General features: G+C 66.5%; 16 protein-coding genes. 13 read left to right on the forward strand and 3 right to left on the reverse strand.

Annotated features, from left to right (window positions below):
• Positions 1-25: 25 nt before the first annotated feature.
• Both KXS11_RS07230 and KXS11_RS07235 read right to left on the reverse strand, forming a co-directional pair.
• Positions 26-1,768, reverse strand: a complete 1,743-nt coding sequence (locus tag KXS11_RS07230) for a DUF4012 domain-containing protein (protein ID WP_437384887.1) — start codon at positions 1,766-1,768, stop codon at positions 26-28.
• Between the two features lie 161 nt (positions 1,769-1,929).
• Positions 1,930-2,682: a CPBP family intramembrane glutamic endopeptidase gene (locus KXS11_RS07235; RefSeq protein ID WP_437384888.1), complete on the reverse strand. Its 753-nt coding sequence runs from the start codon at positions 2,680-2,682 to the stop codon at positions 1,930-1,932.
• A gap of 151 nt (positions 2,683-2,833) precedes the next feature.
• On the opposite strand from KXS11_RS07235, the gene KXS11_RS07240 reads away from it, so the two are divergent.
• The 13 genes from KXS11_RS07240 (at position 2,834) to KXS11_RS07300 (ending at position 19,051) form a co-directional block, all read left to right on the forward strand.
• Positions 2,834-4,216: a polysaccharide biosynthesis tyrosine autokinase gene (locus KXS11_RS07240; protein WP_437384889.1), complete on the forward strand. Its 1,383-nt coding sequence runs from the start codon at positions 2,834-2,836 to the stop codon at positions 4,214-4,216.
• A complete protein-coding gene (locus tag KXS11_RS07245; RefSeq protein ID WP_437384890.1) occupies positions 4,213-4,812 on the forward strand; it encodes a low molecular weight phosphatase family protein in 600 nt (199 codons plus the stop codon). Before KXS11_RS07240 ends, KXS11_RS07245 begins: the two co-directional genes overlap by 4 nt.
• Positions 4,809-5,801 carry a hypothetical protein gene (locus KXS11_RS07250; protein ID WP_437384891.1) on the forward strand — a complete coding sequence of 331 codons (993 nt, stop codon included), beginning with the start codon at positions 4,809-4,811 and terminating at the stop codon, positions 5,799-5,801. Before KXS11_RS07245 ends, KXS11_RS07250 begins: the two co-directional genes overlap by 4 nt.
• A 236-nt stretch (positions 5,802-6,037) precedes the next feature.
• On the forward strand, positions 6,038-7,555 hold the full coding sequence (locus KXS11_RS07255; RefSeq protein WP_437384892.1) for a sugar transferase: 1,518 nt from the start codon (positions 6,038-6,040) through the stop codon (positions 7,553-7,555).
• A complete protein-coding gene (locus KXS11_RS07260) occupies positions 7,555-8,700 on the forward strand; it encodes a glycosyltransferase (protein WP_437384893.1) in 1,146 nt (381 codons plus the stop codon). Before KXS11_RS07255 ends, KXS11_RS07260 begins: the two co-directional genes overlap by 1 nt.
• On the forward strand, positions 8,697-9,650 hold the full coding sequence (locus KXS11_RS07265; protein WP_437384894.1) for a glycosyltransferase family 4 protein: 954 nt from the start codon (positions 8,697-8,699) through the stop codon (positions 9,648-9,650). The genes KXS11_RS07260 and KXS11_RS07265 overlap by 4 nt, the downstream gene beginning before the upstream one ends.
• Entirely contained in the window at positions 9,650-10,546 is an 897-nt protein-coding gene (locus KXS11_RS07270) for a glycosyltransferase family 2 protein (protein WP_437384895.1), read from the forward strand. The genes KXS11_RS07265 and KXS11_RS07270 overlap by 1 nt, the downstream gene beginning before the upstream one ends.
• Positions 10,534-11,673, forward strand: a complete 1,140-nt coding sequence (locus tag KXS11_RS07275) for a glycosyltransferase family 4 protein (RefSeq protein WP_437384896.1) — start codon at positions 10,534-10,536, stop codon at positions 11,671-11,673. Before KXS11_RS07270 ends, KXS11_RS07275 begins: the two co-directional genes overlap by 13 nt.
• A 75-nt stretch (positions 11,674-11,748) precedes the next feature.
• Positions 11,749-12,807, forward strand: a complete 1,059-nt coding sequence (locus KXS11_RS07280) for a glycosyltransferase family 4 protein (RefSeq protein WP_437384897.1) — start codon at positions 11,749-11,751, stop codon at positions 12,805-12,807.
• 40 nt (positions 12,808-12,847) lie between these two features.
• A complete protein-coding gene (locus KXS11_RS07285; RefSeq protein WP_437384898.1) occupies positions 12,848-14,059 on the forward strand; it encodes a hypothetical protein in 1,212 nt (403 codons plus the stop codon).
• 122 nt (positions 14,060-14,181) lie between these two features.
• Positions 14,182-15,393 carry an EpsG family protein gene (locus KXS11_RS07290; RefSeq protein ID WP_437384899.1) on the forward strand — a complete coding sequence of 404 codons (1,212 nt, stop codon included), beginning with the start codon at positions 14,182-14,184 and terminating at the stop codon, positions 15,391-15,393.
• Between the two features lie 222 nt (positions 15,394-15,615).
• Complete coding sequence (locus KXS11_RS07295) at positions 15,616-17,397, forward strand: alkaline phosphatase family protein (RefSeq protein WP_437384900.1); 1,782 nt, start codon at positions 15,616-15,618, stop codon at positions 17,395-17,397.
• Between the two features lie 133 nt (positions 17,398-17,530).
• On the forward strand, positions 17,531-19,051 hold the full coding sequence (locus tag KXS11_RS07300; protein WP_437384901.1) for a DUF222 domain-containing protein: 1,521 nt from the start codon (positions 17,531-17,533) through the stop codon (positions 19,049-19,051).
• 392 nt (positions 19,052-19,443) lie between these two features.
• On the opposite strand, the gene KXS11_RS07305 is transcribed toward KXS11_RS07300, so the two are convergent.
• Positions 19,444-20,535, reverse strand: coding sequence for a hypothetical protein (locus KXS11_RS07305; protein WP_437384902.1), 1,092 nt, complete (start codon positions 20,533-20,535; stop codon positions 19,444-19,446).
• Between the last annotated feature and the right edge of the window lie 131 nt (positions 20,536-20,666).

Here is a 20,666-nt window from a genome sequence, read left to right on the forward strand (position 1 = left end):
AACGGGTCAGAGGCGACAACAGTCCTCACTGTAGAGCAAATTCACAGTTAATCGCCACATGTTGTGTTTCGCGGAGATGAATTCTGGGCGTGGCGACGACTTCCGGCGGTTTCGCCGTGTCATACGCCGTCACACCGACGTCGACCGTCGTCGTTTCGCCGGGCGCGAGCTCGACGACGAACTGCGTGACGGGGAACTCACCGTCCGTCGCGAGTTGCACCGGGAGCATCGCGCCATCGCGTTGTACCCCACCCGGCATGGACCCCGGTGGCGCGTAAACGACGACGTTGAACCGGAAGTTGCCGGGCGTCACGCCCACCTGGCCCGCCCCGGTGACGTAGTCGCTGAGCGTCGATGCGGCATCCGCCGGTGCGGTGTTCGTGAGCGTGAGCTGCAGTCCGAGGAGCCGGCCGTCGGAGCCGCACTGGGTGACACCGGTCGACGTCTCGACGTCGAGGTAGTAGCCCATCTTGCTGCCGGTGGCGTCGTTGATGTACACACCGAACGTGTCCGGCGCCTGCTCTGCCGTCGGCAGCAGATCGGTCAACGACGTGCCGTCGAGCAGCGCCTGTTCCGCGTCGTCGGCGTTCCACAGCAACACCCGGCGCTCGGTTCCGGCGTGGGCCAACGCGCCGATGAGCTTGCTCGGATCGAACGAACCGGAGGCGATCCGGTCGAACACCGCCCCTGAGGCGGCAGCGAAGAACGCGTCCTGTTCCGCGCCGGCCGGATATCGGTTGTAGACCTCGCTCAGCAGGAGCGTGCTCGCGTTCTCGCTCGTGAGTTGGTCGCCGGTCGCCAACGCGATCGGGCCGGTCGCCTCGAGCAGGTAGCCGAGGGCGACGGGGTCGATGCTGAGGACGCCGTCGACCCGTGTGCCGAAGCGCTGGAACCACATCTCGGACGCGAGTTCCGCGGACTGCTGGAACCTCGGGGTCAGGGTGACGTCCTGCAGGAACCTGCCGGTGAGGTTGCCGTAGATCCCGGCGGTCTCCGTGGTGAGCGGCAGGACGGGTTCGGGGAATCTGGGGAAGTCGGCGGTCGAGGCCTGCTGCAGCAGGGAGATCCGTCCACCGTCGGTGCCGACGAGCGCGAGAGCGCCGGGATTCCCGCCACTCGCCCGGGGCTCGGCCGGATTCTGGAACATGACGAGGTAGGTGCGCGGGCCGTCGGCTCCGAGCATGGCGGGAAGGAGATCGATGGCGCGGCGTGCGGCATCGACGGTGTCGGCCGTCTCGGTGAGGACAGGGCGCAACTGATCGACGGCAGACCGGACCGGGGCGAGCAGCGGGTCCGCGTCGATCGCCCGGACCCGGCCGGCCGCTCCGGCGAGCGCGTCGTCCGCCTTGCGCACATCGTCCTGAGCGTCGATGACCGGCTGCAGCGGCACCGCGCCGTCGACGGGCTTGAACAGTTCGGGGCTGAGCGACCCGGACAGGTTCACGAGGGGCGTGATGGCTCCGACGGCGACGTCCTCGGTCGCACCGGCGAGTTCGCGGACGGCCGAGAGGTTCGGGCCGAGCCACGGCACGATCTCGGCTGCGCGCCAGATCGGGTCGCTCGTGAGTGCCGCGGCGGACCGTGCGTGGGCGGCGAGTTCGCGAGCCGTCTTGCCCGCGGTGGCCGGGTCGTCGGCGACGACCTGTTCGCGGACGGTCTGCGCCAGCGGAACAGCCGCTTCAAGCTCGCCCTTCGCCAGCAACGCACGCACGCCGATCCATGCGACGACCGCGACCACGAGCAGCACGAGTCCCCCGACGACCAACAACGTCGTCCGGCGGCGAACACGAATCCGCTCGTCGCGGGCACCGTCGCGTCTGCGGGCACGGGCGCGCGCACCGGACCCTCGATCGGAGCTTGCGGGGCGCCCTGAGGCTGGGCGACCATCGGAATGAACACGACGATCGTCGGATTGGGGCGGCATGCGCGCTATTCAATCACGACGCCGGTACCACCGGTCACAGCGGTGACGCCGAGCACCAGCAGCGAGGCGTTGAACACCACGTGGGTGACAACGGCCACCCCGATCCGGCCGGTCAGGACGACGGCCGTTCCCGTCCCGAGCCCGACGAGGAACGTTCCGAGACCTGCGACGAGCGCTTCCTTCGGTCCGTTCGCGACGACGAGGTGCAGCGCTGCGAACATCGCGGCAGAGACGAGCACCGCCGCCCAGACTGCTCCACCGCGGACGCTCGCTCGAAGCGACCGCAGCAGCAGACCCCGGAAGAACAGCTCCTCGATCAGTGGCGCGAACAGGGTCGCCGCGAGCACCGCGATGACGAACGACGACACGATCGCGGCACTTCCCGACGGGGCCGGTCCGCTCGCGACCGCCGGCATCGTGCCGTTGACGAGCACCTCGAGCACGCTCACGAGGATGCGCAGCAGCAGGCCTGCGGCGATTCCCCACAGGAGGTCGATCGGGCGGAACCCGAATCCGAGCACGGACGGTGACCCCGCCGGCGCACGCACACCGAACCGCGCGACCACCACGGCCGCCAGCAACGGAGCCCACACGAGCACGTACCCGCCGAGCGCGTCGAACGGTTCCGGAATCCGCACCCCGGCGCGCATCGAGCCCGCAAGAACGGCGGCGACGATCCAGCCTGCGAGGGCGACGAGCAGCCGCTTCCGAGCGAGGCGCTCTGCGGAACTCGGCCCGGTGTCCACCCTGTCTGTCACGGCAGCAAAGCTACGCCACGAGGCGAGTCGCTTCACAGCGGCGCTCGGGAACACGTGATGGTTTATGGCACCATGGCACAATCCCCCTCTTCGGGGCCCGCCTCGATCCGAGGCGCCATGCTCTCCCCTCTCACCGATCGGATGCCACCGCGTGGAGCTTCGTGACTATCTCCGTGTCCTTCGCAAATACTGGGTGTTGATCGTGGCGCTCGCGCTGCTCGGCGTCGGGATCGCGGCGACGTACTCGATCATCAAGACACCCGAGTACAGCTCGTCGGCCAAGGTGTTCGTGTCGACCCAGTCGAGCGACAACGTGCAGGAGCTCGCGCAGGGCAACACGTTCACGCAGCAGCGGGTCAAGACCTACGCGGACCTCGTCACGACGCCGATCGTCCTGCTGCCGGTCATCGGGACCTTGCAGCTCAACATCACCTCGGCACAGCTCGCCACGCAGGTGACGGCGTCCGCGCCACTCGACACGACGCTCATCGAGATCACCGCGATGAGCCCGGATCCCGTCCTCGCTGCCGAGATCGCGAACACGACGGCGGAGAGCCTGACCAACGTCGTCTCGAAGATCGAAACGCCCGAGAACGGCGCATCCAGCCCGGTCAAGCTCACCCGCGTGCAAGAGGCCGATGTGCCGAACACTCCCGTGAGCCCGAACGTGCCGCTCAACCTCGCGCTCGGCCTGCTCGTCGGCCTCGCGCTCGGTGTCGGCTTCGCCGTGCTGCGCGAGACGCTCGACACGCGGATCCGCAACGAACGTGACGTCGAAGGCGTCACCGACATCCCGCTGATGGGCGGCATCGCCTTCGACCCCAAGGCGAAGCAGCGTCCCCTCATCGTGCAGGCCGACCCGAAGAGTCCGCGCGCCGAGTCGTTCCGCAGTCTGCGGACCAACCTGCAGTTCCTCGATGTCAGCGACCAGCCGCGAAGCTATGTGATCACGTCGTCGATCCAGAGCGAGGGCAAGAGCACGACGGCGGCGAACCTCGCGATCGCGCTGACGGATGCCGGCCACAAGGTGATCCTCATCGACGCCGATCTCCGTCGCCCGAAGCTCGCGAACTACTTCGACATCGAGGGAGCGGTCGGTCTCAGCGACGTCCTCATCCGCCGCGCAAGCCTCGACGACACGATCCAGCAGTGGGGCCGCGGACTGCTCTCCATCCTGCCGGCCGGCGCGATCCCCCCGAACCCCAGCGAGCTGCTCGGGTCCACCGTCATGCAGCAGCTCATCACCGGGCTCGAGAAGCAGTTCGATTACGTGCTGATCGACGCGCCGCCGCTGCTGCCGGTCACCGACGGTGCGCTCCTCGCCCGTCACACGGGCGGCGCGCTCATCGTGGTCGCAGCCGGTCGCACGCACAAGAACCAGCTGAAGGGTGCGCTCGAGTCGCTCACGCACGTGAACGCCTCGATCGCAGGTCTCGTGATGACGATGGTCCCGACCAAGGGCCCTGATGCGTACGGGTACGCCCGCTACGGGTACGGCGCCGGCTACGGCTACGCCGAGGATGTGAAGAAGTGACCGGTTCCCCGGCGACTGCGGCTCGACCCTTCTCGGTGCTGTTCGTGTGCACGGGGAACATCTGCCGCTCCGCACTCGGCGCGCAGATCCTGTCTGCCAGGCTCACCGCCGACGGCGTGACCGCTCGTGGCCGTCCGATCGCGGTGTCGAGTGCTGGAACCGGCGTGGGCCAGGGCCTCGAGATGCCCCCTGAGGTCGTCGCGCAGTCGATCCGCTTCGGCGGTTCGCCCGAGGGACACGTCCCGACGGCGCTCGATCGTGACCTCGTGGCCGGGGTGGACCTGATCCTCACCGCGACGCGCGACCACCGCAGCGTCGTCGCACGGCTGCTCCCCCGTGCGTCGCGCATCACGTTCACGATCCCCCAGTTCGCTCGCCTGACAGCCGACGCGCCCGAGGTCACGGACCCGTGGGAGCTCGTGGCCGCGGTCGCAGCGCAGCGCGGTTCGGTCATGCCTCCGGAACGCCCCGAGGACGACGACATCGACGATCCGTACCGACGGAGCGAGAGTACCTATGCGCGCGTCGGTGAGCAGATCCACGGTCTCGTCGAGGTCATCGCCAGCCGCCTCGTGCAGGCCGGAGACCGGGCGTGACGACGAAACGTGGACGGTCGACGTACCGACCGACGAACCAGCCCGAGAGCTTGCGCGACCGCCTGGGCTCCAAGCGCCGGATCCTCGTCTTCGTCGGGCTTGCGTTGTTCCTCATCGCCGATCTGGTGCTCGTGGGTCTCGCGCTCACGGCCAACGGGCGCAGCGGTGAGACTCCGACCCAGCGCCCCTTGACGACGTTCGGCATGTCGCCGACACCGACACCGACGTCGACCGAAACACCGGTGGCAGCGGCCCCGACGGGTCGATTCCTGGTCGCCGGGAGCGCTGACGTGCTGTGGCGAGCGACGGAGGGCAGCTGCGAGACGCCTGCGGTCGTGGAGCGCAGTGTCGACGCCGGCCTGACCTGGACGGCTCTGCCCACGGGAGCGGGCATCGACCTCCGCGTCGTGCGGGCGCTCTCCGCAACGAGTGCGGACGAGCTGCAGCTCGTCGGAGCCGCTGGCGCGGACTGCACGATCGACGGCTTCTCGTCGACCGACGCCGGCGACACCTGGGAGAGCGACCCGGCAGTGGTGACGACCGCAGCCTACGCGTCGACGGGTGCGGGCGACGGCGGGACCACGATCACGATCGGAGGGCAGCCGGTGGTCTCACCCTGCCCGACCGTCGACGTCCTGACCGCCCGCGACGAGCGGACGGTCGCCGCCTGTTCGGCGGTGCTCGCCGAATGGGACGCTGTCGCGGGGGCGTGGGTCGCGGTTCCGTTCGCCGGCATCCATGCCGCGGAGGTCCAGGACGACCAGATCCTGTTCGCCGCCCGCGGGACGACCGGCTGCTCCGGCCTCGGTGTGATGCGCGTCGCAGGCACCGTCCTGACACCCTCGTCCGGGATCGAATCCGTCGGCTGCGTCCCTGATGCCGACATCACGGCTCCCGCCACGCTCGCGTCGTTCGACGGCGCAGTGTGGCTCTGGGTCGGCGACGCGGTCTTCCGCTCCGTCGATGCCGGAGCGAGCTGGACCGCATGATCGCTCATCGCTAGCCGGAAAACGCAACGCCCGTGCGCCGAACGCACACAATACGCTCTGCACACAGGGCTATCCCTACATCTGCCCCCGTTTCGGGTGACAACCGTCATAAGGGGGACAGACGTTGGATATCTCAACCGATAGTCTCAGCTCCACAAGCGATACGCTCGCGTATCGAACCACCTCCTCCCCCTCCCGTCATCAGTAGTAATTACGTGTTCCATCACGGAGACCGCATGCTGTCGCAGCCTTCCGTGCCGCTGCCATCGACGCCTGCGAGCACCGCCACCGCACTGCGCGGGGTTTCAACGCGCAACTGGCGTGACGTGTACGCCCGGCGGCTCGTGGTCACCGATCTCCTCGTGCTGATCTGGGTGGTCTTCGGCGTGCAGCTGCTGTGGTTCGACGTCGACTTCGGTGACGCCGGCGCGAGCGCCATGCCCGCCGAGATGGTTCGCGGTGCCATCAGTTACACGGCCATCTCGGTGATCATCATCGTGGCGTGGATGGTCACGCTGACGGTCTACGGCACCCGTGAGTACCGCGTCGTCGGCAGTGGCAATACGGAGTACAAGCTCATCGCCGACGCCAGCATGCGACTGTTCGGTCTCATCGCGATCGTCGCCTTCCTGTTCAAGATCGACCTCGCTCGCGGCTACATCCTCGTAGCGCTGCCGGTCGGTGTCGCGGTGCTGCTGTTCTCACGGTGGCTGTGGCGCCAGTGGCTGGCAATCCAACGAGCGCACGGCAAGTACTCCTCGACGGTGCTGCTCGTCGGCTCGGTCCCGTCTGCGCTCCACATCGCCCGCGAACTGGCGCGCAACTCCGACGCCGGCTACCGGGTCGTCGGCGCCTGCGTGCCGACCGGCGAGGTCGGTGGAACGCTCGGCGACACGAGCATTCCGGTGTCCGGTTCGGTCGACTCCGTGCTCGAGGCGCTTGCGGCGACCGGCGCCGACACCGTCATCATCACGAGTTCCGACGATCTCCCGCCGAAGAAGGTGCAGGAGATCGGCTGGAGCCTCGACCAGGGTCGCCAGCACCTCGTCGTGGCGCCGAGCCTGACGAACATCGGCGGCCCGCGAATCCACACGCGTCCCGTGGCGGGCCTGCCGCTCATCCACGTGGAGACGCCACGGTACGAGGGGCGGAAGCGGTTCTCGAAGCGCACGTTCGACCTCCTCGGTTCCGGCATCATCCTGCTCCTCACGTCGCCGGTTCTGCTGGTCGTCGCCCTGCTGGTGAAACTGACGAGCCCCGGCCCGGTGTTCTACCGTCAGGAGCGCGTCGGGCTGAAGGGCGAACCGTTCGACATGCTGAAGTTCCGCTCGATGCGGGCGAACGCCGACGACGAACTCGCTGCACTCCTCGAGGCGCAGGGAACGGCGGAACAGCCCTTGTTCAAGGTGCAGAACGATCCCCGCATCACATCGATCGGAGCCTTCCTGCGCAAGCACTCGCTCGACGAGTTCCCGCAGCTCATCAACGTGTTCCGCGGGGACATGAGCCTGGTCGGTCCTCGTCCGCAGCGCGAGGGCGAGGTCGCCCTGTACGACCACGCAGCGAAGCGTCGCCTGATCGTGCAGCCCGGCATGACCGGGCTGTGGCAGGTGAGTGGACGCTCCTCGTTGAGCTGGGAGGATGCCATCCGCTTGGACCTCTACTACGTCGAGAACTGGTCCATCATGGGCGACGTCGTCATCCTGTGGCGGACGATCCGCGCCGTGCTTGTCCCGGGAAAGGAAGCGCACTGATGGCCGGGCTGATCGTGCACGAGTGGATCGAGCGTCACGGCGGATCCGAGAACGTCGTCGACGAGATGGCCGCGGCTTTCCCGGACGCGGACATCCACTGCCTGTGGAACAACGCCCCGGACCGCTATGCCGGACGGAACGTGACCGAGTCCTGGCTGGCTCGCACGCCGCTCCGCAGGAGCAAGGCGGCTGCCCTGCCGTTCATGCCGGCGACCTGGGCTGCGACGAAGGTGTCGCAGGCGGACTTCGTCCTCATCAGTTCGCACGCCTTCGCGCATCACGCGGGTGGGCGCCAGCACGCCGACGGTCCGGAGCGCTTCGTCTACGTGCACACGCCCGCCCGATACCTGTGGGCGCCTGAGCTCGACGTCCGTGGCGGGAATCTGATCGCCCGCGCCGTCGCGCCAGCGCTTCGTCGAATCGATCACCGGCGCGCGCAGGACGGCGCGACGTTCGCGGCGAACAGCGACTACATCCGTCGGCGGATGGAGCGTGCCTGGGGTGTCGAGGCGACGGTGATCCATCCGCCCGTCCGTGTCGAACACCTGCAGAGTGTCCCGTCGTGGGCGGACCTGCTGGATGACGCAGACGCGTACCTCTTCTCGACGCTGCCGCCGGAGTTCATCCTCGGAGCCTCGCGGTTCGTCGACTACAAGCGTCTCGATGTCGCGATCCGCGCCGGGGAACTCGCGGGCCTTCCCGTCGTGCTCGCCGGCGCGGGACCGCAGTACGCGGAGCTGCAGGCGATCGCGGATCGTGCGTCCGTGCCGGTCGTCTTCATGACTCGACCGAGTGATCAGCTGCTGTTCGCGCTGTATCAAGCGGCGTCACTACTCGTGTTCGCGGCGATCGAGGACTTCGGGATCATGCCGGTCGAGGCGATGGCGTTGGGAACGCCTGCGCTCGTCGTCTCCGAGGGCGGGGCTTCGGAGAGCGTGCTCGCGCTGGATGGTGGCGTCGTCGTCGATTCCCTCGACGACGCTTCCCTCGCGGAGGCGACCGAACGCGCACTGACCCTGGACATGACGCTCGCGCAGGCTCTGGCGAAGGACTCCTTCGGTTCGGCCGCGTTCGGTGAGCGGCTCACGACCTGGGTGGGACGCCCCGCCACCGCGGTCGACCGGAATCGGACGCTGGCCTCATGATCCTTGCCGACACCAGGTGGAGCGGCGTCCACGGCATCGGCCGGTATGCCTCCGAGGTGCTCCCCCGGTTGAGTGTGGAGTGGACCGCGCTCGACGTGGGTGGCCGACCGTCCCAGCCGCAGGACTTCCTGCGGGTGCGTCGTGTTCCGGCGGGTGCGAGCATCTACAGCCCCGGATACAACGCGTTCGTGGCTCGAGTGCCCCAGGTCGTCACGATCCACGACCTCATCCACCTGCATGCGACGACCCCGCGACGCGCCGTCTACGCAGCACACTACGCAGCGGTGCTCCGGCCCACCGTGCGGAGGAACGGCCTCGTGCTCACCGTCTCGGAGACCTCGAAGCGTGTGATCGAGGAGTGGGTCGACGATGATCGGGTGCGCGTGGTCAACGCCGGCAACGGTCTGTCCGCCGCGTTCCGAGTGGACGGCCCGTCGGACGCCACCGAGCACACTCGTCCGTATTTCTTGTACGTCGGGAACCTCCGAGCGCACAAGAACATCGACGTCGTCCTCACAGCGCTCGCGCAGACCGAGGGCTGCCGTTTGGTCATCGTCATGAACGACCGTGAAGGAGCCCTCCAGCGCGCGGCCGAGTTCGGTGTCGCTGATCGTGTCGAGGTCCGGAGCGGTCTGACCGATGAAGCGCTGGCCGAACTGTATCGAGGGGCCGTCGCCACGGTGCTCCCCTCGCTCGTCGAAGGCTTCGGTCTGCCTGCCGCTGAGAGCATCGCCTGTGGAACTCCGGTGATCTTCTGGGAGGGGTGCGAATCGATCGCGGAGATCTCCCGCGGCCAGGGCGTCCCGGTCGCTGATCCACATGACGACCTCGAATGGGCGCGCGCGCTGTCGACGGCACTGTCAGTTCGCCCTCGTGCTGGTGCGTTCGCAGCCGAGTACAGCTGGGACCGCACGGCGAAGCTCGTCTCGACGACATTGCGTGAGCGTTGATGGGCGTGCAGTCCTCGCTCACGCAGAGATCTCCCTCAGTCGCGGCCGTCGTACTGAACTGGCGAGACACAGAGAACACCATGGCCTGCCTGGGCTCTCTCGCAGAGCACAGCACGCTCGAGCAGATCTTCATCGTCGATAACGAGACCGACGGGTCGTTGGGGCAGGCGCTGGCGTCGCCCGGAACTCCGTCGCACACTCTGCTCGAAGAGCCAGCCAACCGCGGCTTCTCGGCCGGCGTCAATGTCGGTCTGCGCGCGGCCATCGCCGCGAAGTCCGACTACGTGCTCGTCATCAACAATGATGCACGTCTCCGCGAGAGAGCAGTCGAGACGATGCTTCGGCAGTTCGCGGAAGATCCGAACGTCGGAATCGTGGGCCCAGCGGTGTTGAACGAAGACGGCTCGTTGCAAGCCCTCGGTCCCCGCATCGGTTTCCCACTCAGCATCGATGAGACTGCCGCTTCCGCGACACCCGACTTCGTCACTTGGGCGTGCGTCTTAGTGTCACGCGAACTCCTCGAAGCCGTCGGCCTCTTGGACGAGACGTTCTTCATGTATTGGGAAGACGTCGAGTTCGGAGCTCGAACGCGCTCTGCCGGGTTCCGAATCGCGACGGCTTACAGTGCACTTGTCACTCATGCGGTCTCTTCCTCCCACAGCATTGCCGGCGATCGCGTCGAGCTGTACTCCGCGTACGGGCTCGGCCGTATCGCCGCCCGGGATCGCCGTCTGCTGTTGCCCTCGCTGATCCGTGCAACACTTCGTGTCGGGAAGCGCGTCGCCACAGGCCGATTCCGTTTCGCCGCGGAGCTCGGACGTGCCTACCGGGATGGCTTGCGACCGAATGAGCAGGCGGCTTTCGACCGGGTGACGAAAGGCGCATGGCCAGGATGACGACGAAACCGATAGCGCGCTACTACCGCGGTGCACGAACCACCCACCTCGAGCGACTCCATGACAGCGCGCCGGGCGACTTCTTCTACCAGAAGCCGATGTACGACTTCGATGTCTCACGCGCACCGTCGTCTGTCCGCGTGGAACAGACGTCGTTCCTGCGCATCGGGCTCCTGGTCTTGAAGGGCACGTATTCGTCACTCGAAGTCGTGGAGCCATACGCTCCCAGCGCGCTACCTCAGAACCTCATCCTCTCGCTGGCGGCCCGAATCGGCCACATCCTGCACCGCAACCCGACGCAGCTGGTCACATACGCGATCGAGAACGCGGACTTGCCGAAGAAAGTGGCGGCAAGCACCCGTCTCCCGATCAGAGTGACCCGAGCGCTCCTCCGTCTGACCGTCGGATTCTGTTACAGCTCACTGAGCCGTGTCGTGTTCGGTACAGGTGATGCCGAGCAGAACTATGCCGCGCTTCTTGGAAGTCGGTTACGCCGGCGCCGCCCGAAATCGAGGCTGATCTGGGGGCTCCCCGCTGCTCGCGGTGACCTGCGCAGCGACGCTGGCACCAGGTCCGGAGACGCACGGCGGGTGACCTTCGTCGGAGCTTTCGACGAACGGAAGGGTATTCGTCAGCTCATGGACAGCTGGTCGTCTGTCGTGGCCGAGGAGCCGGACGCGCAGCTACACATCGTAGGTAAGGGCGAACTCGAAGAGACGATCTTGGCCTGGTCAGCGTCTGCGCGGAACGTCACGGTGACGGTTGACCCGCCACGTGCGTCCATCTGGAAGGCCTACCGCGAGTCTGATGTCCTCGTTCTGCTCTCGCAGCCGTTCACGAACTGGAAAGAGCAGATCGGCCTTCCGATCGTGGAGGGACTGAGCTTCGGCAATGAGATCGTCGCAAGCACTGAGACAGGTATCGCGAGCTGGCTGACGGAGCACGGACACCGCGTACTTTCTCCGAAGGCGACGCGTGACGAACTCCGCGACGCAATCGTCAGTTCGCTCAGGACACGTCGGCCGCGGGTAGATGTCGTCCGCGACCTCCCGTCGGTGGATGGCCGTTTGACCGCCGACCGATGGTTGTTCCCGCGGGATACCGAGCAGATCGAACGGGCCCACTGAAATGATCGGTCTCGACAAGACGCGCGTGGCCATGTTGCCGTGGCCGCGAGCTTTGGGGGTCCAATGAAGATCGCAATGCTCACTCCTGACATCAGCTCGAACTCTCTCGGTCGGACGTATTGCCTGTGGCTGCTCATGCAAGCCAACGGATGGTCTGTCGAAGTTTTCGCTCCGCTGGGCGCAGAGCTCTGGATGCCGCTCCGCGGAACGGAGTTCGCCACAATCTGCTCCACGGTGGCCGAGGACGATCCCCGACTGAGGGAAGCAGTCTCCGCGGCAGACCTGGTCGTCGCGGTGAAACCCGTGGACGCGTCCTTCGGGCGCGCGACTCGCCTCGTCGCGCGTGTGCACAAACCGCTGCTGCTCGACGTCGACGATCCAGACCTCGAGGCGGCGCTTTCCTGGCGTAGGCCCGTCCGTCGGTTCGTGAAGGGGGTGGTGAAGTTTCGATCAGTCCGACAGAACGTTGCTCTGAAGAACATGGCTCTGCAGGCCACGACCATCGTGAGCAACCCGGTCCTCCAGACCATTTACGGCGGCGAGATCGTCCCGCACGTACGCGCGGATCTTGGCCCAGGTTCGGTCCACAGCAGTCGCACGCCCAACGTCGCCTTCGTCGGAACGAACCGGAAACACAAGGGCGTCGATGTCCTGCGGGCTGCCGTCGCGACGCGGCAGTCTGAAGGCGTCACCCTCACTCTGACCGATACGCCGCCGGCGGATGCGCGACCGTGGGAGAACTGGATCGGAACAACCACTCTGGAGCACGGCCTTCAGGTCGTGGCAGAGGCCGACATCGTCGTCATTCCCAGCCGGGTGGACGGCTACTCGCGAGGCCAACTTCCGGCGAAGATCATCGACGCAATGCTGAGCGGTCGGGCGATCGTGGTGTCCGACATCGAGCCGATGCCATGGGCTGTCGCAGATGCTGGTGTCGTTGTGGAACCCTCATCTGTGGCTGCACTTGCTAGCGCGCTACATCGCCTCGCTGATCCCGATCTTCGTCACAGGCTCGGCTCAGCTGCTCGGGAACGAGCGCTCATGCTTTTCACTGTCGATGCCAATCGCGATGCGTTCCGTCACATCTGCGAGCGGACAGTTGCGGCGTTCGCGCGCTCTCAGGGGAGCCGATGAAGTCCACTGATCTGCAAGACTTCCGGCGGGAGACGCTTCAATGAACGCGAGGTCATTCCGCCGTCTGTTCGGGTTCCTCATCCTGCCGATGCTCGGGGCGATCAGTCCGCTGATCGCGCTTCCGGCGATCACCTCGAACTTCGGAGCACGTGCGTGGGCCGCCATAGCGATCGCGCAATCGGTCGGCGCCGCCTGCGGCGTCATCGTGGAATTGGGCTGGGGACTCAACGGTCCGCAGAGGGTGGCCCGCGCGCAACGCCGCAATCAGCGACAAATCATGGCGACCTCCATTGCAACCAAGGCGTCTGCCTTTGTCGTCATGGGTCCGCTGGCCGTGGTGCTCTCAGCAGCACTCGCTCCCGGCTATGTCCTCGCTGTAGCGCTTGTCGCCCTCGGCGCGACCGGTGTCGGGCTGACCGCCTCCTGGTTCTTCGTCGGCACAGGTTCACCCGCCAAAATCATGGTCACAGACTCTCTCCCCCGCATTGCGGCGGTCATCATCGCGACATTGCTGATCAGCGTCGGTGCGCCTCTCTACGTCTACGGCCTCGCCATCCTGATTCCGTCGCTCATCTCCCCCCTGCTTGCGATCGTCCTGACGGGCGTATCGCCGGTCGACTTTCGCGCTGTTCGAGGAGTGCGGCTTCTGATCGCCATTCGCCTGCAGCTCGTCGCCCTTTCCGGGCGGGCGGTCTCCGCGCTCTACATCGCCCTACCCATCACTTTGGTCAGCTTGGTTTCACCGCAGTCGGTCGCCGTGTTCGCGTCGATCGAACGACTCCAGCGGATGACACTCACGGTCCTGCAGTCGGTACCCAACTTCATGCAAGGCTGGGTCGGCCGCACAGCGGATCGTGAGATGAGGTTGAAGCGCGCTACGCACTCGATTCTCTTGAACGCTGTGATGGGAGCTGCCGCCGGTGGCGTCTTCACCGCCCTGGCTCCGTGGGTCAGCTCCGTTCTGTTCTCAGGAGTCGTCACGATCTCCTTCACGTTGAGTGCTCTCGGTGGGTGCATGATCTTCATCGTCTGCGTGTCGCGAGCGACAGGCAACATTGCCCTTGTGGCACTTCGAAACATCCGGGCAATCAGTCTGAGTGCGCTCGCTGGTGCCCTGATCGGCGTCCCGGCGATACTCGTGCTCGCCTTCGCCCTCGGCCCGGCCGGCGGCCTCCTCGGGGAGATCATCGCCGAGGCCGTCGTGCTGTCGATTCAGCTCACAGCAGTTCGACGCGCCATCAAACGAGGCTGAAGGACGATGTGGAAAGCCTCTATGTGGCCAGGCATTCACCGGTTTGGCATCCGGTGTCCGCCGGCGCCCCACGGTACTGTCGACCGTATGTGCATTGACGATCATCGGCCGCGAGGCCGCACATGATCATCTACCTCGTCACCTTCACGGTCACCGCAGTCTTCGTTCAAGCCGCCGGTAGCCCGCGCATACGGTCGGGAGTGCTTCGAGTTCTCGTCCTCTCCGTCCCCGCCCTCATCATGAGTACGGTTGCGGGCATCAGAAATTACGGCGTCGGAGGACCCGATGCACTCGTCTACGGCAATGACGCCTTCGCCGGAGCCGTCAGCGCAAATAGCTTCGGCAGCTTGGTCGAATACGCGAACCGGTTGAGTATCCGCGGCGAGGTCGGATACCTCGGCCTCAACTATGCGGTCTCACGCATCTCATCCGACGCGCATGTCTTCTACTTCTGGCTTGCGCTCGTCAATGCGACCATCGTGCTCATCGCGATCATGCTGATGCGCGACTACGCACCTCCGGGGCTGATGTGGCTGACCTACCTGTGTACCGCCTATGTCGACAGCTTCAACCTCCTACGCCAAGGACCGGCACTAGCGTTGGCGCTTCTGGGGATCGTGCTTGTGCTCCGAGCGCGCGCATGGACAGGTCTCGTCGTGGGTCTCCTGGGATTCCTGTTCCATACATCGGCCATCGCGTTTATCCCGATGTGGTTGGTTGCTACTTACCTTGCCCGTCCAACGACGAAGCGGGGGCGTCGTGCCATCCTCATCATCGTTGTGGTCGTCGTCGGCATGTTTGCGAGTTCGGCCATTCTCCAAGCCGTCGGTGGGTCTTTTGCGGGCGGCGCGTACTCCGACTACCTCGGCGGATCCGCCCGACGTGGGGCTGCGGTCGGAACGGAAGTTCTGTATCGTCTCATCCCGATTCTCGGTGGCTTGTATGCGCTGAAGGCGATGGCTCGACGATCCGAACCAACCGAGCTGCTGGCGGAACGATCAGACAGGGACCTTCCAGGGCACCGAATAGTGGAGTCCGTTCTCTCGGCGACAACCCGCCAGAAAGCTCTCCTCATCGTTGTGGTCCTGCTCATCATCGAATTGATCATGCTGCCGATCCGGGAGATTTCGTATCCTCTGTACCGCATTCCGGCGTACTTTGGCTACATCAGAATCGTCGCGTATGCGATGATCGCCAGCAGTCTGCGCACACATAAGCTGCCTGGGTACCTCGCCGTTGTCACGTTTGTGGCAGCCTATTTCTACCTCGTTGTGTACCTTCGCAGCCAGGGCGAGTACTCATCATCTGTCCTCAACGGCTGGTTGCAGTTGTAACTGCTTGACGTCGCCCGTTTGTCGAAGAGCAGTGGCCTCTATCGCCCACCCCAGTCGTCGCGACACAACTATGGCTGGCGGCTGCACTCCGGAAGCGGCCACTCATCGTGAGCGCCCGCCGAATCTCCGGCCCGGATGGTCACGCACAACACACCACGCCTACGCTGGTGGTCACGATGTCGACCTCGACCGGGCGCCATCCGCAAGCACCGGGAGGCATGAGTGACGACGAACGACGAAGAACCGCATCCGGACGCTGGCCCTGCCCAGACCCCCCGCCCCAAACACCCCGCGTCCCGCCGAGACTTCTTCCGCGCTGCGGGCTTCGGCGTCGCCGGACTGGCTGCGGGTGGCGCAGTCGCGGGCGGTATCGCAGCGGCGACTGCCGCGAACACGCAGGAGGAGTACGGTTTCACGCCACTGCCCAAACGGAGCGAACCCGGCTTCGACCACGTCGTCGTGATCATGTTCGAGAACCGCTCGTTCGACCACATGCTCGGCTGGTTGTATCCGGCGGGCGGAGAGCCGGCCGGGCAGACCTTCGACGGCCTCGCCCAGGGCGACTACAGCAACCCGGGGGAGAACGGCGAGGCGGTCCCGGCGCACGTCTACTCGGGCCCGACCGACCAGATCATGGCCCAGCCGGATCCGGACCCCGGCGAGTTCTACCCGCATGTGAACACGCAGCTGTTCGGCACGATCGCCCCGGAGAGCAACGGCGACCTCCGGAACCCGCTGCAGCCGCCGTGGAACCTCCCGTCCGACACGTCTGCACCGAGGAACGACGGCTTCGTGAAGGACTACATCGTCAACTCCACCCTCGCCCGCGGCCGGAAGCCGACGCCGGAGGAGTACTCGGTGGTCATGGGCGGCTTCTCCCCCGACATGCTGCCCGTCCTGTCGACGCTCGCGAAGAACTTCGGCGTCTACGACCACTGGTACGCGGCGGTGCCGTCGCAGACCTTCTGCAACCGCTCCTTCTTCCACGCGGGGACGTCGCACGGCTACGTGACGAACGTGGAGGGCGACGGCATCGGCAAGTGGCTCGATGCCCCTGCCGTCCCGACCGTGTTCACCCGGCTCGAAGAGGCAGGCAAGAGCTGGCGCGTCTACTACGACGCGCAGCAGGTCGTGTCTCTGACCGGACTCCTGAGCGCCCCGTCGATCGAGCGCTACTGGAAGACCAACTTCCGGAGCATGGAACAGTTCCACGAGGACGCGAAGAACGGGAACCTGCCGGACTACGCCTTCGTCGAACCGCGGATGGTGTTCGACCACAACGACATGCACCCGCCGGTCGTCCGTCCCGTCGACCGCCCCGGCGATGAGGAGACACCGAACCTCGCCGAGACACCGGAGCTCGACTCCGCATTCTCCGACATGCGTGCAGGCGAACAGCTGCTCGGTGAGGTGTACACCGCGGTGAAGGCGAGTGCGTCCACGACGGGGTCCAACGCGATGAACACCGTGCTGCTCGTCACGTTCGACGAACACGGCGGTATCTACGACCACGTCGCGCCGCCGAAAGCCGTGCCGCCGTCCGGCGAGCCGGAGGCCGGGGAGATGGGGTTCACCTTCGACCGCCTCGGCCTGCGCGTGCCGTCGATCGTCATCTCCGCGTACACGAAGGCCGGGAGCGTCATCAACGAGGAGATGCACCACGGTTCGCTCATGAAGACGCTGGCCGAGCTGCACGGGCTCGACCCGCTGACGAAACGCGACGACTCGGCGACGAGCATCTTCAACGCAGTGAATCTGAAGACACCGCGCCAGCCGGCGCTCTGGCCGACGGTCACCCCGGCGTACGTCCCACCGAACCCGGAAGCGGATCCGCGCTCCGACACCGACAAGGACCGAAGGCGCCCGCTCACCCCGCCCGCACTCGGCCTGATCGGCATCCTGCTCGCGAAGTACGAACCGGGGGCTCCTGTGCCCGACAACTACGCCGACGCCTACGCGGTCCTCACGAAACACGGTGACGGCCTGTTCGGCACCACGGACTGAGGCCTCAGGAGCGTCGGCCCTCGATCCGATCGAACGGACGCCACTTCGGCCCCGCTGCAGGCGACATTCGTCGGGTAAAAAGGCCAGATCAGAGGCATCTTCCAATGTCAGTGGTCCGTGTTTGGATAGTCCCATGTCCAGCACCCCCGCCACCGGCCCGATCGCGAGCGACGCACGCTCAGCGATCACCGGCGCGGTCGGTGACGTGCTGCAGGCGTGGTCGGGGGCACTCGACGCACTCCGCCCGGGCGACGACACCTTCGAGCAGCTCGAGGGCATGAACGACGCAGGCGCGCTTCGGGTCCTCGACGCCCTCGGCGCTCTCCGCCACGTGGTCGACGGTGTCGCGGCCCACGTCATGGGCACCGTCGGCCACCGCTCGGCGCGCTCCAAGGGCAGCGAGGGGCTGGCCCGCTCACAGGGGCACGCGAACCCGATGACCCTGCTCGCCGATCGGTGGCGGATCCCGCGCGCCCAGGCATCGGCGCTCAGCACCGTCGGCACCGCCGTCGCGCCAGGACGCAGCTTCCTCGGAGAACTCGAGCCGTGTCCGTTCCCGGAGATCGCCGCAGCGATCGAACCCCAGCCAACCGAGACGGGCGGACGGGGAGCAGCCGCACTCAGCGTCGACGGCGCAGCAGTGCTCCTCCGCGAGATGAAGGTCGTCCCGGGCTCCGTCGAACGCGCCCACCTGCATGCTGCCGTCGCCACCGGCATCGAGCACGCCGCCCACGCGCCGCTCGCGGAAGTCACGGGCATCGCGAAGCTGGTCCGCACCAGCCTCGACCAAGACGGCCGGATGCCGCGGGAAGACCGTCTGCGGCAGGAGCAGAGCTGCACTGTTCGCGAACTCCCCAGTGGCATGACCGAACTCCGAGCACTCTTGGCCCCGGAGGCAGCAGCCTGGGTGCGAGCGGGCATCGACGCGATCGTCGGCAAGCAACTGCGGCAGGTCAGGTTCGTCGACAGTGCACGTGACACGCGCTCCCCAGACCCCGAGTCCTCGGCACGCCGAGCTTCGGTCGACCCGTTCGACGACGATTTCGTCCCTCCAGCCGAACTCCCCGACACGCGCACGATGGAACAGCGTCGGGCGGACGCCCTCGTCGACGTCTTCCGCCACACCGGCGGGTGCGCCGGCGCGGCAACCGAGCTCGCACCGGTCTCCATCGTCGTGCGCATGGACTACGACGACTTCACCGCCGAGGAGAGCCTCACCCACGTCGGTACCGCCACCATCGAGGGCATCGCCGAGCCCATCACCGCCGGAGCCGCCCGTCGCATGGCCGCAGACGCCCGCATCATTCCCGAAGTCCTCGGCGGAGCGTCCCAGATCCTCGACCTCGGGGTCGGCACCAGGTTGTTCACCAAGGCGCAGAAGCTCGCCCTCGCCGAACGCGACGGCGGCTGCGCGTGGACGGGCTGCACACACCCGCCGACATACACCGAAGCCCACCACCTGAAGTGGTGGTCACGTGGAGGCACCACAGACCTCGCCAACGGAATCCTGCTGTGCAGTTTCCACCACCATCGGATCCACCACGATCGTTGGGAGATCGTCGTGCGCGACAATGTGCCCTGGTTCATCCCACCAGCGAACATCGACCTCAGCCGCACGCCCCGCCGAGGCGGCCGACCACGCCTCGCCGCCTGAGCGCCCGTTCACCAGGCGCAGACGTCTGCCCACGCCCACGTGCCGCAGCATCCACCCACCCGCCGAACCGGTCACCGTGCCGTCACCAGTGCAGTCACCGATCGCCACCTCAGTCACCGAACGCCACGCCGTCGCCCAGCGCAACGCCGGTCACGGAACGCAACGCCGTCGCCGAACGCCACGCCGGTCGCCCAGCGCAACGCCGGTCACCGAGCGCAACGCCGGTCGCCCAGCGCAACGCCGGTCAGCGAGGCTGTCGACGTGCGCCCTTGCTCAAGCTCAGGGGCCGACAGCCACCGCGGGACGGAACTGTCCGACAACCCTGCACACCGGCACACGAAGCCCCGCCCTCGAGTCGAGGACGGGGCTTCGCGAGACGACGTCGCCGTGATCTACGCGGTGACCTGCGCACCCTTGCGACGTGCAGCTGCGAACAGCATTCCCGCAGCACCGAGGAGCATCAGCGCGGCAGCGCCACCGACCAGGAGGCCGGAGTCGGCACCCGTGTCGGCGAGCGTCGGCGTCACCGGCGCACCAGCTGCGACCGGGTCGGCGATGACGGCGATGGAGTCCGCCTCGCTGACACCATCTGAGTCGGTCACCGTGAAGATGTACGTCCCCACCTGGATGCCTTCGCCCTCGAGCGTGAGCCCGTCCGCCGCGAATCCACCGTTCTCATCGGCGACGACGGTGTTCTGTCCGTCGACCGATCCGAAGACCTCACCGTTCGGGTCGGTCACCGCGAACGACAGCGTGTCACCCGGGGTGAAGCCCGTGACGGTCACACTGAATCCAGTGCCGCCCGGGCGAACCTGGGAGAAGAAGATCGTGTCAGGGTCGACGACCACCAGCGGGTCGAAGACCGGCGCCGGCACGAAGAAGTTGTAGTCGTCCCCGTTGAACGAGATCGTCTGCACGACGTCGTCGCCACTCTCGATGGCGAGCACGCCGAATGCGAGCAGGCGGAAGTCGCCGATGGCGGCGCTCAGCTCGTCGATCGAGTACGGGGTCTCGGCGGTGACGCCGGGGATGCTGTTGCTCGAGACCCACTGCCCGGTGAGGCCCGCCTGGCCGGGCGCCAGCGGCCGCAGCGTGGTGAACTGGCCCGCGGCGCCATCACCGAAGATGGGGATCTGGAAGTACACGGCGTCGTTGGTGGACGTGAAGCCGGCCGTCCCGGCGAGGTCGGCGAACGTCGTGTCGACCCCGTCGACGTCGATCGGCGTGGTGAGGCCGTTGATGATCTGCGAAGGACCGGTGAGCACCAGGCCCGCGTCGGTGATCTCTGCGGGAGCGCCGACCGCGTCGGCTGCATAGCCCTCGTGCCACCCGGCATACGCGCCGGGCTCGATGCTGCCCTGAAGCTGGTCAGGAGTCACCTGGAAGTCGGCGGCCGACGCCGGGGCGGCCAGCAGCAGGGTGGAACCGGCGACGACAGCCAGGCCGGTGGTGAGAGCCGCAGTACGGCGAGGAATGAGTTTCACGTGGATGAACACCTTTGTCTTGGGATCGCGGTTCGGCGATCCCGACAAGACTAAGGAGATTCACAGCAAAAACTAATGGGGGGAACCACTTATTCCTTGCAGTCCCCCGAATGGAGGACAACAGGCTCGGT

Source organism: Plantibacter flavus, assembly GCF_051487245.1.
Taxonomy (GTDB): Bacteria; Actinomycetota; Actinomycetes; order Actinomycetales; family Microbacteriaceae; genus Plantibacter; species Plantibacter flavus_B.

What these genes read in the sequence shown, in the direction of transcription:
- KXS11_RS07255 (WP_437384892.1), top strand. Translation starts at nt 6,038, where the DNA reads ATGCTGTCGCAGCCTTCCGTGCCGCTGCCATCGACGCCTGCGAGCACC.
- KXS11_RS07270 (WP_437384895.1), top strand. Translation starts at nt 9,650, where the DNA reads ATGGGCGTGCAGTCCTCGCTCACGCAGAGATCTCCCTCAGTCGCGGCC.
- KXS11_RS07265 (WP_437384894.1), top strand. Translation starts at nt 8,697, where the DNA reads ATGATCCTTGCCGACACCAGGTGGAGCGGCGTCCACGGCATCGGCCGG.
- KXS11_RS07300 (WP_437384901.1), top strand. Translation starts at nt 17,531, where the DNA reads ATGTCCAGCACCCCCGCCACCGGCCCGATCGCGAGCGACGCACGCTCA.
- KXS11_RS07285 (WP_437384898.1), top strand. Translation starts at nt 12,848, where the DNA reads ATGAACGCGAGGTCATTCCGCCGTCTGTTCGGGTTCCTCATCCTGCCG.
- KXS11_RS07290 (WP_437384899.1), top strand. Translation starts at nt 14,182, where the DNA reads ATGATCATCTACCTCGTCACCTTCACGGTCACCGCAGTCTTCGTTCAA.
- KXS11_RS07260 (WP_437384893.1), top strand. Translation starts at nt 7,555, where the DNA reads ATGGCCGGGCTGATCGTGCACGAGTGGATCGAGCGTCACGGCGGATCC.
- KXS11_RS07275 (WP_437384896.1), top strand. Translation starts at nt 10,534, where the DNA reads ATGGCCAGGATGACGACGAAACCGATAGCGCGCTACTACCGCGGTGCA.
- KXS11_RS07280 (WP_437384897.1), top strand. Translation starts at nt 11,749, where the DNA reads ATGCTCACTCCTGACATCAGCTCGAACTCTCTCGGTCGGACGTATTGC.